Source organism: Tellurirhabdus bombi (assembly GCF_021484805.1).
Classification (GTDB): domain Bacteria; phylum Bacteroidota; class Bacteroidia; order Cytophagales; family Spirosomataceae; genus Tellurirhabdus; species Tellurirhabdus bombi.
This window is the reverse complement of the sequence record NZ_CP090557.1, coordinates 1,468,849-1,482,500: the sequence shown is the minus strand read 5'-3', so window position 1 is coordinate 1,482,500 and position 13,652 is coordinate 1,468,849. Positions and strand designations below refer to the sequence as shown.

The window sequence follows — 13,652 nt, the reverse complement described above, 5'->3', positions numbered from 1 at the left end:
TACTTCTACTGCTGGATCGTTCTTTGCATTTTCAATATAGGAGGCAATCTTGTCAAATGATTTTTCATCAATTACGGCATTGACGAAATTAGAGAAGTCTTCCACGCTTCCAACTTTGATTTTGGCTAAGTCGTCCAGCATGTACTGCTTCACCTCTTCCCACATGGTAAATGGAATGTAGGCCCGCGAAGCCGCCGAGCATTTTTGTCCCTGATATTCGAAGGCACCCCGAATCAATCCGGTAGCTACGGCTTTGGCATCAGCCGACTCATGCACCAATACGAAGTCTTTCCCACCTGTTTCGCCCACAATTCGCGGATACGATTTATACCGGTGAATATTTTCTCCTATCGTTTTCCAGATAGCCTGGAATACTTTTGTGCTTCCTGTAAAGTGGATTCCGGCAAAATCGGGATGCTGGAAGATAACCTCACCGGCTACTGGACCGTCTACGTAAATCAGGTTGATAACTCCGTCGGGTAAGCCCGCTTTTTGGAAAACTTCCATCAATACCTGCGCTGCTAATACTTGTTGCAAAGCTGGTTTCCACACGATGGTATTTCCCATCATAGCCGGAGCCGTTGGCAGATTTCCGGCAATCGCTGTAAAGTTGAAGGGAGTCAGCGCAAAAATAAAGCCTTCCAATGGACGGTATTCCATGCGGTTCCACACACCCGCTGATGAGCGAGGCTGCTGTTCGTATATTTCAGTAGCAAAATGTACATTGAACCGAAGGAAGTCAATCATCTCGCAGGCAGCATCAATCTCAGCCTGGTAAGCGTTTTTCGACTGACCCAACATGGTCGCTGCGTTGATTTTAGCCCGATACGGACCCGCTAGTAAATCGGCAGCCCGCAGAAAGATACTTGCCCGTTGCTCCCAGGACAAGGCGGCCCATTCATCCTTGGCGTTCAGCGCTGCCGTGATGGCTTGCTCCACATGCTGCGCATCACCTTCATAATAGTGGCCCAGAACTTGCTGGTGGTTGTGGGGAGCAACGAGATTCCTCTTATCCTCTGTCCGCACTTCTTCCCCACCGATGTACATGGGAATATCTTTGATTGTTGACGTAGCTTCGGCCAAAGCTGCTTTCAATGTAGCTCGTTCTTCTGAGCCTGGACGGTATTCTTTTACCGGTTCATTTTGTGGGTAGGGTACCTTGAAAAAACCTACTGACATAATTGGATCTAGTTTTTGACGAATCGCTAAATTAGAAAATTAACGTTGAACGATTACATTAAGGTTCATCCCTCTTTGCGTAGTTCGCTGATTAATAGTAATTGATCCTGTTAAATACTTCATTACTTATCCCTTATCCTATCTGCTTTTTGTAACTTGCACCAATTTTTATTTTGGCTACTATGAAGTTTTACAGTACACAAAACCCATCAAAGCTAGTTTCGATGGAAGAAGCTTTGCTCCGCAGTATGCCCGCCGACCGGGGTTTATATATGCCTGCAACTATTCCTACGCCCGGTGCCGCTTTTTTTGACAAGATTTCCGATGGCTCCTTAGCAGATATTGCTTACGAAATCAGTAAGCTTCTTTTTAGTTCTGAGATTTCAGCAGACAAACTTAAGGCGTTAGTTGATCACGCCTTTCCATTCGATACGCCGGTTGTAGCGCTGGACCGTGGAAAAACGCACGTGCTTGAGCTTTTCCACGGTCCTTCTCAAGCCTTCAAGGATGTAGGCGCTCGCTACATGGCGGCCATGATGGGCTATTTTTTAGAGCAGTCTAATCGTGAGGTGCATATTCTGGTTGCTACTTCCGGCGATACAGGCGGAGCCGTAGCCATGGGCTTCTTGGGTGTACCAGGTATTAAAGTAACGATTCTGTATCCTAGTGGCCGTGTCAGCGATTTACAGGAAAAACAGTTGACGACGCTAGGGCAAAATATCACGGCGCTTGAAGTAGACGGTTCGTTTGATGATTGTCAGGCGATGGTTAAAGCCGCTTTTGCCGATGAAGAACTGAACCAAGCGTATAACCTGGCTTCGGCAAACTCAATCAATATTTTCCGGTTGATTCCGCAAGGCTTTTATTATGTCCGTGCTTACGGTCAAGTCAAAAAATGTGGAAAACCTGTTGTGTTTTCCACACCTAGTGGAAATTTCGGCAATTTAAGTGCTGGTGTCCTAGCGCAACGCATGGGCTTGCCCGTCAATCACTTCGTGGCGGCTACTAATAAAAACCGGGTTGTGCCCACTTATCTACAATCGGGCAACTATGAACCTCACGCTTCCATTGAAACGATCTCGAATGCGATGGATGTGGGTAACCCTAGCAATTTTGTTCGCCTAACTCACCTTTTTGGCGATAATTACGACAGTTTAAAAGAGAAAGTATCTGGTTATTGGTTCGATGATGAGCAGACCAAAGCAGCTATGCAGGAAGTTTATCAGCAGTATGGATACATCATGTGCCCACATACTGCCATTGGTTACCTGGGATGGCAGAGTTATCAACAGGCTAACTCAGATAAATGTGGAATACTTTTATCCACAGCTCACCCGGCTAAATTTAAGGATTTGGTAGACGACATTTTAGAGACTAATGTGGAGATTCCGGCGGCTTTGGCTAGCCTGATGAACCGGGAAAAGCACAGCATCCAAATTCCGGCTCACTTTGACGCTCTAAAAGAATATTTGATGCCCGCTACGGTATAAGTTATCCACAAAACTTATCCACATACCCACACCAAATGTTGAAAAGTCCGGCTCGAAATAAGCCGGACTTTTTTTGTTAATTGATTGTATCTCCGCGCAGTATCCTAAAATGCTTTCTGGCCTCCGCCCCTAAAATGCTACCTGGATATTTTTGCAAAAGCTGGGCGTAAAGCTCCATGGCTTTTTCTTTGTCTTTTTTGTTTTCCTCGTAGATTTTAGCGGTCAGAAAAAGGGCATCGTCCCCCAGCACATCGGTTGAATAGTCAGCCGTGATTTTTTGTAGATCTTGTAACGCCTCGTCAATCTGGCTTTGTTTTAGCAGCGTATTGGCACGCAACCATAAAATATTGTCAGCAATGCTATGTGAACGGTATTTTTCATAGAGTTTGCTGAGTGCCGCTGCCGCCTCGTCCACTTTATTTTGGAATAACATGAGTTCAACGGCGGCATATTCCTGCATGGCGGTTTCCGAACTATCCAGACCGGTATTATCCATAATAAGCAGACTCAGTGAATTGGCGTCGTTGGCGATTTCGCGGGAAGTAGCCATTTTCAGAATATCCAGAATCTCTTTGGCTAGCGCAAACTCACCTTTGAAATAATGGAGACGGGCATTTCGCAGTTTTGCGTCGTGGCCAAGTTGCTCTTCTTTTTGCGACTTTTCCACTTGCGAGTAGAGCAAGGTAGCTTCCCAAGGCTCGCCTTTAAGCAGGTAAATATCTCCCATATCCAGCTTGCAACGATCCACAAAATTCTTGTCTCCCTGACCCACTTTTATTGCCTGGTCCAGTGTTGTGAGAGCGGTATCTTTTTCATCAAGTTGAAAGGCATACAAGTTGGCTGTACTGCGCAAGGCTTCAAGCGTGCGGGCGTTCTGTCCCATTTCCTGTAGTAACCGTCGGTAATCCACAATTAGCTTCCTGATTTCTGACTTATCCACAGGGTACGTGTTTTTCACTTGTTCTTCCCGCGCTTTAATAACCCCGCGCTTTGCGAACGGATACAACTGGCCTTGTGGATAATCTTTGGCTACGTAATCAAACATGGCCGCCGCATTTTTGTAATCCTTATTTTGCATCGCCACTGCAGCCAAGTCATAAACCCGCACACCAGACAATTTCAAGCGTTTGTCAAGCGCTCTTTCCTGAATAAAGGCTTTATAAAATTCCTTCTTTTGGGTTAAGTACCAAACTAGCATTTCCGTAAAAAACATTTCGCTGGGATGCTCCTGTACTTTCCGATATAAGACCGATTCTAACAGCTTTTGATCGGCTTCCTTTAGGTTGTCCTGAAGCATGGCTTGAGCAGCTTCCCGGTTGGTTGGCATTAGTCCCCAGCGAAGCACCTCATCAATCATCGCTTCTTTGTTGCCTGTAGCTCCGTATAAGCGCGCCAAATCCCCTGCATAGAGATTCTGATCCCGGCCAAGCTCACGTGCTCTCTTGAGCGTTTTTATAGCCCATGCGGGTTTACTACCATTAGCAAAGTCTTGTGCTAGTTCATCAAGAGAGCCTGCCGAGTTAGCAGCCAGCGATATAGCCTTATTAAAGTATTCTCCTGCTTTAACTGAATCGTGCTTATTTTCTTCCAGGATACCCGCCTGTATTTGCACATAGGGATTCTTGCTGTCTGACTTCAAGAGGCGCTTCACCGTTTTTTCGGCTTCATCTGGTTTGTTCAAGCGTAGGGCACTTTGCACATATGGGCCTAGCACATCTTTTGCATTTCCGTTCCGAAGTAACTTTCCATAAACGGCTAGTGCCTTTTCATATTCCCCTTTCTTGAAATACTCATCGGCTAGCTCCTGAGAGTCCTGCGCTAAAGCTGAGAAGCAAACCCAAGTCAAACTTATTAACAGCAGTAATAGCCTCTTCATATTTATTGTTTTTTTATATTCTAAGATAAACTATTTCTAGGTTATGCAATGTGGATATGTGGAAAAACTAGTTTATAAACATTCATCAATAGCAAATGTGGATAGCTTTTTGAAGTTTTCCACATTATTAATTTAGTTACCCACATTCAACGTGCTGTCTGTCAGTTATATATCCACTTTTCCACAAAGCATTGTTGATAAGTAACGTATTTTATCCACTTTTCCACATAGAAGCCTATCCACTTTTCCACATGTGGATTTCTTTGCTCATAATTTGTGGATAACCTTTTGTTTACCCACATATCCGCATGTGGAAAAGTGAAATCCACATTTCTACGAAAGATATCCACATTGAGTTTGTCAGAATTCAACAAGTTATCCACAGCCTACTTTCACTTTTCCACCAGGTTATCCACACAAAACTTGTGCTTTTTTTATTTTACATTGACCTTTTTTCAGGACAGGAAATTACAGGCTGAGCACACTCAGCAAAACTGAGTTTTCAACCTGTAGTTATAAGGATGGAAAACGAAGAATGTTGATAACTAAGAAAAAGCAGTAAGAGTGTGATTACTGAGCGTTGATGTCAATGCCTTCTACGTCGAAATTCAGTTTGACAGGCACTATCAGGGGATGATGAAAAATGGCTTCGGGAAGTTTGTTTTCGGGTAGGCTGCCGCTGTCCCATTTACCATTTTCATTCGTATCTATGATGACACGAAGGCGGTATTTGCCCGGCTTAACATTGGTGAAGCGGTAGTTGATTTTGTTGAATTGCTGGTCGATTACCTTATAGTTTTCATCGAGTAATTCAATTATAAAGCTAGTGGCCTTTGTAATAATCTTGCCCCCTAAGGTACCGTAGTTTTCCACATTTCGGAGGGGATGGATATAACGCACGGCAGCTGAAGAATCGTCCAAGACACTCATGAAAGCGCCCTTCCCCAAAAGCAGTCGGACTTCCCGCCTGGCTGAAATTCGCTTGGTAATGGTTAGTTCTGTACGGTCTGGCAACCACCGGAAGTTCTCCTCTGTTAAAGTTTCTCGATTAGCACTATCGCTAAAAAGTCGGAGCGAATCCTGATTGATAGCCAAGACCGGCTTGGAAAATCTCAAGCTAATATTCATATCACGATCCACATCTTCATTGTTAGCTGGGCGGGATGTTATTTCCAGAGGAGTGGAGGCTTCCCGGCGAGTGGCCTGACGAAAACGAATATTTTGCTTCAGGTCAACGGTGTTGTTTAACGAATCGGCGGCGGCAATTTGCACACGGATTGTATCGGTAGAGGTCTGCGTATTAAAAAAGGTTAACTCGCTAGGAGTACGCAAAAAGGAAGGGATGCTATCTTTTACATTCTCAAAACGGGTTGAGACGGTCTTTAAACCCCGATCAAAAATCAGGGTGTAGGTACTGGAACGCTGCTCAGTTCGAACGACACGGGGAGGCGTATTATAATAAGTAAACAAAGCCAGCTTTAGCGTATCGATGTTCTGGTTGACCGTAATTGTATCCTGAACAAAAGCGACACGTTCGACTCCGGCATTCAACAACAGATTAAGATTTTTATCGTCGAAGGCATACACTTTGTAAGTGCCCGAGCGGATGTTCTCGATGGCAAAGTTACCGGCTGTATCTGTGCGCGTAAAATAGTAAGGTTTTATTTTGACGGGGGTCAGTGTATCAGAGGGAGTATACAATCCGACCAGCGTATTCAGCACGGGCTGCCCTGTTTGTAAATCGGTTACTTTGCCTCCCACTCTTAAGGAATCAATTAAGTTACCGGTACTAAAAACGATCTTCAGATTTACGGCAGGATTACTCTCGTTTACGTCCTTAACTGCATCAGTGAAGTTAAAAGTGTAGGTAGTATTTTCTTGAAAAGGCTTACTAAAAGTAAGTCGCAGACTTGTGGGACGTGCCTTTGCTTTGAACGTTTCTTCGGGTTGGGGCGTAATCAGAATTTTTTGATTGGGATTGTCCAACTTGATTTCTTCGTTAAAGAAGAGTTCAATGGTTTGACCCGTAAAATTTTTCTGTTTGTTGACAGGTGTACTTTTCAACAGAACGGGCGCCAGCGTGTCTTTCTTTCCGCCAATGGGTGGAACAACTTGCGAACAGGCGTTTAATAAAATAAGGAGTATACTTAGGACGTAGAGAGTCGATTTCATCGATACATAAAAAAGCCCTGAATAATGACTATCCAGGGCGTTAGTAATTGATAGATTATTTCACCTGAGCGACATAAATCAGGCTCGAATAATTACCGCCATTTTGATAAGCATCCCAGTTAGAACGTATCCCATTCCAAAAACTTTCAAAATAAGCTGATTTTCCGTCCCGGTATTTTGTACTAAGGAGGTTGACGTAAAAGGCATCGAAGAGCATAGGCCGCTGTTCATTTACCTGAAAGCCATATTTGGAAAGTAACTTCTTCAGGGTATCGGGAGCAAAATGATAAAGATGGCGAGGAACGTCATAAGCTGCCCATTGCTGGTTGTATTGTTTTGAATCCCAGGAAAGGTAATTTGGAACTGCGATAACCAGGTTGCTTCCTTTTTTGCTGTGGTCGCGTAGCCAACTCATCGTTGTTGGCAAGTCATGAACGTGCTCCAAAACGTGCCAAAGAGTAATCACGTCAAATGGTTTTTCGGCTGCTAATTCATCAATAGAAGAAGCGATTTTTTTTCCTGTTCGCTGCGTAGCCTGCGCCCGTGCGTTGGTATCCGGCTCCATGCCAGCGATCTCCCAGCCTGCCTTCTGACTGGCCGCCACAAAATAGCCCGAACCACAACCGATATCGAGCAGTCTGCCTTTGTTGGGCTGGAGACTGTTGATAAGATCTACTTTCTGCTGCAAGGTTATCTTGCGCACGGAATGATACAGACGGCTCAGTAATCCTTCCTTGGTATCACTGTGTGAAATGTACTGATCAGATTCGTAATAACGACCAATGGAAGCTGCGTCTGGACGAGGATTCGTCAGTTTGAACTTGCATTCATTACACTGCTGAATCGTGAAAGTTTCTCCAGAAACCAGGTTATCTTGACAGGCAGTCCAATCAGAAAAATTAGTTGAGCCACAAACCGGGCAAGTTGTTACGCGTTCAAGGGTCATGTTATCGGCCTAAGTATACCATCAGAATGGAAATATCGGAAGGGCTAACTCCACTGATTCGGGAAGCTTGTCCAATTGTTTGGGGACGCATTCTTTTCAGTTTTTCCCGCCCTTCGTGTGAAAGGGCAGCCAGTCGATTATAGTCAAATTCTGGATGAATGGACAGGTTTTCCAGCTTCTCCATCTTTTCCACATTTAGCTGTTCTTTCTCCACATAGCTCTCATACTTCACCGAAATGATTGCTTCCTCAACGGCTTCCTTGTCGAAATTTTGCAAGTAATCAGCTACGGATTTACTAACCAGGGGTAATTCATCAAAGCTAATTTCCGGGCGTTTCAACAAATTATACACGGATGTTTTTTCACGCAGCGGTGCTTTTCCAAAGGATTCAAGCAAGCCATTAACCTCTTCCGGTAAAACCCGCATCTGCTTTATCTCACCAAGGATAGATGTTATTTGGGCTTTCTTTTCTACCATTCGATCATAACGTTCCTGGCTTGCCAGTCCAATTCCGTAGCCCTTTTCTGTTAGCCGAAGATCAGCGTTGTCCTGCCGAAGCAGCGTGCGGTATTCCGCTCGTGAGGTAAACATCCTGTACGGTTCTTCAGTGCCTTTGGTGATAAGGTCATCAATCAAAACGCCAATATACGCTTCAGAACGCTTCAAGGTAAATTCTGGTAACTCATGCGTAACGTTATGCGCATTGATTCCAGCCATTAAGCCTTGGCAGGCTGCTTCTTCGTAACCCGTAGTTCCGTTGATTTGACCCGCAAAAAACAACCCGCCTACCAGGTGAGTTTCCAGCGTGGACTTTAGCTGCGTGGGGGGGAAAAAGTCGTATTCAACTGCATAGCCAGGACGAAACATTTTTGCATTTTCAAAGCCCTGTATTTTTCTGAGCGCTTTGAATTGAACGTCTTCAGGCAACGAAGTTGAAAAGCCATTGACATAGACCTCTACCGTATCCCATCCTTCTGGCTCCACAAAAATCTGGTGGCGATCTTTATCCGCAAAACGGTTGATTTTATCTTCGACAGACGGGCAATAGCGCGGGCCTAAGCCTTTGATACGGCCTGTAAACATGGGCGATTTTTCGAAGCCAGTGCGTAGAATTTCGTGCACTTCTTCGTTCGTATACGTGATCCAGCAGCTTCGTTGTTTTTGAAGGGGTGCGGTATCCAGGTAAGAAAACTTACTCGGCTGCTCATCTCCCAACTGCTCTTCCATCTTAGCATAGTTCAGGCTCCGGCCATCGACGCGCGGCGGCGTTCCTGTTTTCATGCGACCTGATTCAAAGCCTAACGAAATGAGTTGCTCCGTTAGACCAGTGGCGGCTTTTTCCGCTGTACGCCCACCTCCAAATATTTTTTCACCAATGAAAATTCTACCGTTCAGGAAGGTACCATTCGTTAAAACCACAGCTTTAGACCGAATTTCAAGGCCCATGCTTGTCTTTACGCCTAGTACTCGTCCTTCTTTAACCAGCACTTCAGTTGCGCTATCCTGCCATATGTCCACATTAGCTGTTTGTTCCAGAGTCTGGCGCCATTCGGCTGCAAATAGCATTCGGTCACTTTGGCACCTTGGACTCCACATAGCTGGTCCTTTGGAACGATTAAGCATCCGGAACTGAATCATTGATTTATCACTAATAATTCCGGACTGCCCACCAAGAGCATCAATCTCCCGCACGATTTGTCCTTTGGCTACACCACCCATAGCTGGATTACATGACATCTGGGCAATGGTCTGCATATTCATTGTAATCAGTAGTACCGATGACCCCATATTGGCTGCGGCCGTAGCCGCTTCGCAACCAGCATGTCCGGCTCCTACTACAATTACATCATATTGTTCAAACATGATAAACGCGATTCGATTTGTTAATTTTTGTAAAACGTTCCACGTGGAAACTTTTCACGATTGTAAAACTTTTACCAAAAACAGACGCAAAAGTAGTACATAAAAAAGGATTGAAGTGTGTGAATAACAAACGATTTCAGGAAATGATTCATATAAAAAAAGGGGCGTAAGCCCCTTTCGTTACCGTAACTTTTTCAGATATGAATCAACCTCTCGTTTGTAAAACGGCGTCAAACTAGGCGGGACAGAACGCAGAAGTTCAACCTGCCGCTGGCGATCTTTAACTAAATTTTCGAACTGCGGAGGAGGTTTACGGAAAACTGGTTTGGCCGTTTCTGATTTCCGCTGCATGTCTTCTTCCTGCTCCTTCATGGCTTTTTCAGATTCCAAGAGACGGGTTAAAACATCTTGCTGCCGATTTAGTGTCTTCTGATTCACTCGTTTATTAACAAGATCAGTTTCCGTTTCGTCCATTTTTTCCATTAACTCCTGGAGTTCACCATTCATCTTTTTGCCCATCTCGGTTCCTTTCTGGGCATCCTGAATTTCCTTTAGCATCTTACGAATCATGGCCTGCTCAGCGGCCAAGCGCGAAAGCTCCTCGGATAAGCCTCGTCCTCCTTTTCCGCCTTGCGTCATTTGCTTCATGCGTTCATTCATCTCTTGCTGCATTTTGCTCATGCTTGGCTTATTTCCCGAGCCTTTCTTCTTGCTTTTGCCTTTACCCGTGCCTGACTGTGAAGCCTGGCTCATTTGCTGTTGCATCTGCTTAAATACATCACTGAGCATCAGAGCCAAATTATTGATGGAAGTCATGGCAAATTGTTGCTTACTCGTTGCAGTATTCAACCGACGCTCCTTAATGTATTTAGCACTTTCATCCATATAAGACTTCATGCTATTTAGCTCTCTGGTAACAAAAGATTGAATTTGCAGAACCCGTTTAGCTAAAGCGTAAAGACTGTCTTCAATAATTTTTGCATCATCTTGCAGTTTGAGTTGCTCTTGTGCCAGCTTAATAAAGCGTGGGTCTTGCAAAGAAACGCCTCTAAAATCCTTCATTACGCGTTCTTGGTCGTGGGAAAGCGTTAGTAAGTTTTCCAGAATATCGCGGAGGTCATCCATGTTTTCCGACATTTCTTCCTCTTCCGACGATTGCATTTGCTGCTGCAATTGTTCACTTAGCTTACGCATTTGCTGAGCCGCTTTTTTCTGCGCTTTTGACGCTTTATCATTCTGCTCTTTTTCGAGCTCCTGCTGGCTTTGCTCCTGCTGGTTACTGATGTCCTGCTGGAGCTCTTCATGCGTATCAGGCTTCTGATTATCTTTCATCTCTTCAGCCATTTTCTCCAGGTTCTTCAGTTCTTCTTTCGTCTTTTCGAACTGCTTTTTCAGTTCATCCTGCTGCTTTTTCAGCTCTTCATTCGTCTTGCTCTCCTTTTTATCCTGATTACTTTTATCTTCCTGACCGTCCTTTTTGTCCTGATTGTTTTTATTATCCTGATTGTTCTTATTGTCTTTGTTTTCTTTATTGTCCTTAGCTGATTTATCGTCTTTGTTATTTTTGTTTTCGTTACCCTTGGTTTGTTTCTCAGTCTTCTCGGCCAATTTCTCCTGCTTTTCCGCCTGCTGATCCAAATCCTTGATGGCGTTTTCCATCTTTTGTTCCAGCTGCAATTGCTTGAAAAGTTCTAAGGCGCGCTCAAGTTCTTTTTCCAGGTTCTTCTCTTTGTTCTTTAGCTTGTCCAGCATATCGATCATGCGATCATCCTGCTTTTGCTCAAGCATTTTCTTCAGTTCGTCATAAAGCTTTTGCGTTTCAGGATCCATTAATTCATTCATCAGTTTTTGCAATTGCTCAAACTTCTGCATCATTTCTGGATTCTGGTTATTGAACCGCTGTTGCTTTTCGTTATTAATGCGGTTCTGTTCTTGCAGTTGCTTAAGCTCCTGCATAATCTCTTCCCGCTTTTTAATCAGGTCTTCTGCTTGCTTTTTATCTTGAAAATCGAGGTTCTTTTTCGTTTGTAGACGGTTTTCTAACGCATTCAAATCACGCTTTAATTGCTGTGTTTTTGCCAGCGTTTTATCCATCTGCTTTTCTGTTTGCTCTGCAGATTTATTCGCATCCTGCTCTAGTTTATCCTTGTCAGGGACGGCAAACTGCGCAAAAGTGGATCGTCCGCTCTTAAATCCGTTAACTGCATCGTTATCCCAAACTTGAACAAAGTATTCCAGACGGTCGCCAGGCTGCATCTTGAGGGTATCCAGATTCCACTGGTAGTAAAAATTCTGGGTAGCCGCTGATTTGTTGAACGGAACGGCCCGTGCCTGAAAACGCTCCGGCGCAGGCTGGCCGGCGCGAATTACCTTGTACTGTACCTTTAAGTTTGAAAAGCCATAGTCATCTGTAATGGTACCACCCAGCATGACATAGTTGAAAAAGGTCGTATCACGGAAGTTCTCGAGCGAAACTTGAGGGAACTTATCAGGCACTACATTCACACTATACTGGATATTATCCCGATTTCCGGCCACTTTATTTTTCAGAAAAACAGAATAAAGCGAAGAGCGCTTTACCATCCGACTTACTTCAAATTCGTCAGAAGACTGCTTATCAGCAAAGCGATTACTCGCTTCGTCGCTGAATTTTATGCGAATAGAATCTGTGTTAGAAGCAGCAAATCGCCAGGTAACCGTCGTTCCTTCTGGAACAAGTAGGTTCCCTACGTTGGAGAGTTGCTCGGATGGTTTATTCAAATAAGCAGGATAGACCAAGCTCACGTCAAAAGACAGCAGTCCGGGGCGTTCAATTATATTTAGCTTATAACCAGCTGACTTATAACCAGATGCTTCAAAGTAAAAAGGAACGTCTCGCTGCACATTATCAAAGGTGTATGCATATTGACCCTTACCTGTTTCACTAAGTTTAAATCGCGTTTTATTGGAAACAAGATAAACGTTCTCGGGTAAAGAATTCCCGGAAAGCTTTAAATCTAAAGTGAAATCCTCATTGCGAAATGCCTGTAACGTCTTGTTCTGAATGGCAAACTGAAATGGCGCTTCCTCCGCAAACTCCTCATCATACTGCACAATGCGCTTGGACGAGCTAGTCAATAGGGTTGGATAAAACATCAAAATCATGCCAATGACAGCAGCTGGGATCACAACAAATTTGAGAAAACGCCGGTTTTTCTCAATGTGAATGGCATCCGCAAAGCGTACAATCAAGAGCTGGTTGGAGCGTTGGCTTAGGCTAGCCTGCAACAAATCGGTTTGCTGTTGAGTAATCGCGCTGAGTTGGAGCGTGTTTAGTAACTTATCCCCTACCTCTGGAAAATACTGCCCGATCTGCTGGGCCGCTTCTTCATCAGAAAGCTGCCGCTTCAGGCCATATAAGTGAATCAGCGGATTGATGATCCAGTAATACAAGCCAGCCGCCAGAATAGCCAATGAACCAAAAAACAGCGCCCCACGCACGGGAGAACCGAAGCGACCAAAATATTCAGCTGTATTGGTAAATAAGTAAATACAAAGAGTAAACGCCAAAAAGAAAATCGCTCCCTTAGCCAGTTGATTCAGGTAGTATTTTTTCTTGTATTCTTCAACGCGCGATAAAAGCGTCTGGATTGAATTATTGGTCTGCATACAGGGATAGGGTTAACAACTGCCAAATCAAACCACGATTAGAAAACGAAGCGCTATGAGACGCCCGCTAGCTCTTTGAAATAATTGACAACATGAATTTTCAAAAGTTTCTCCTGAGTTAATAAATCGACGTGAGGAAGCTTCTCGGTTAATTTCCAGTGGGGCCAGCCATCCTGGTCAATTCCTTCTAACTCATAGTAGCCAGAAAGACTCAATACTTTGCAAATTGCGATATGCATTAGGTCCTGCTTTTGTTCTTTGGTAAAAAACATCGCTCCTCGCCCTAGCTCCTGAACGCCAATCAAAAACAAAACACTATTTAAATCAGCAGGGCGCTTTCCAATCGATTGCTGTAAAAAATCCAGCACATCTTCCCACTCCTGGTCAATTTCAATATCATTCATACTATTAATTACTAACGAAAAACTGCTTGATATAATGACAATCTACCAGCGGTAATGTTACGACATCTGGCTA

Annotated in this window: 8 protein-coding genes (1 of these 8 running past the window's edge); 1 reads left to right on the top strand and 7 read right to left on the bottom strand. The window is 44.2% G+C overall.

The features are described from left to right. Positions 1 to 1,179: the 5' portion of an L-glutamate gamma-semialdehyde dehydrogenase gene (gene pruA, locus L0Y31_RS06275; protein ID WP_234736275.1), read on the bottom strand. Its footprint begins 450 nt before the window's first position; only the first 1,179 of its 1,629 coding nucleotides appear in the window; the start codon lies at positions 1,177 to 1,179; the stop codon falls past the left edge of the window. A 182-nt stretch (positions 1,180 to 1,361) separates the two neighbouring features. Between pruA and thrC the strand changes: the two genes are divergently transcribed. Beyond that, positions 1,362 to 2,669, top strand: coding sequence for a threonine synthase (gene thrC / locus L0Y31_RS06270; RefSeq protein ID WP_234736274.1), 1,308 nt, complete (start codon positions 1,362 to 1,364; stop codon positions 2,667 to 2,669). A gap of 76 nt (positions 2,670 to 2,745) precedes the next feature. Here thrC and L0Y31_RS06265 read toward each other — a convergent pair whose 3' ends face one another. The 6 genes from L0Y31_RS06265 to L0Y31_RS06240 all read right to left on the bottom strand — a co-directional run bounded on the left by L0Y31_RS06265 (position 2,746) and on the right by L0Y31_RS06240 (position 13,579). Then, positions 2,746 to 4,545, bottom strand: coding sequence for a tetratricopeptide repeat protein (locus tag L0Y31_RS06265; protein ID WP_234736273.1), 1,800 nt, complete (start codon positions 4,543 to 4,545; stop codon positions 2,746 to 2,748). A 570-nt stretch (positions 4,546 to 5,115) separates the two neighbouring features. Beyond that, positions 5,116 to 6,717, bottom strand: a complete 1,602-nt coding sequence (locus L0Y31_RS06260) for an Ig-like domain-containing domain (RefSeq protein WP_234736272.1) — start codon at positions 6,715 to 6,717, stop codon at positions 5,116 to 5,118. A gap of 55 nt (positions 6,718 to 6,772) precedes the next feature. After that, on the bottom strand, positions 6,773 to 7,663 hold the full coding sequence (locus L0Y31_RS06255) for a class I SAM-dependent methyltransferase (protein WP_234736271.1): 891 nt from the start codon (positions 7,661 to 7,663) through the stop codon (positions 6,773 to 6,775). A 1-nt stretch (position 7,664) separates the two neighbouring features. Further along, positions 7,665 to 9,527, bottom strand: a complete 1,863-nt coding sequence (gene mnmG, locus L0Y31_RS06250) for a tRNA uridine-5-carboxymethylaminomethyl(34) synthesis enzyme MnmG (protein WP_234736270.1) — start codon at positions 9,525 to 9,527, stop codon at positions 7,665 to 7,667. Positions 9,528 to 9,707: 180 nt separating this feature from the next. Further along, complete coding sequence (locus L0Y31_RS06245; RefSeq protein WP_234736269.1) at positions 9,708 to 13,175, bottom strand: DUF4175 family protein; 3,468 nt, start codon at positions 13,173 to 13,175, stop codon at positions 9,708 to 9,710. Between the two features lie 53 nt (positions 13,176 to 13,228). Further along, positions 13,229 to 13,579, bottom strand: coding sequence for a hypothetical protein (locus L0Y31_RS06240; protein WP_234736268.1), 351 nt, complete (start codon positions 13,577 to 13,579; stop codon positions 13,229 to 13,231). Between the last annotated feature and the right edge of the window lie 73 nt (positions 13,580 to 13,652).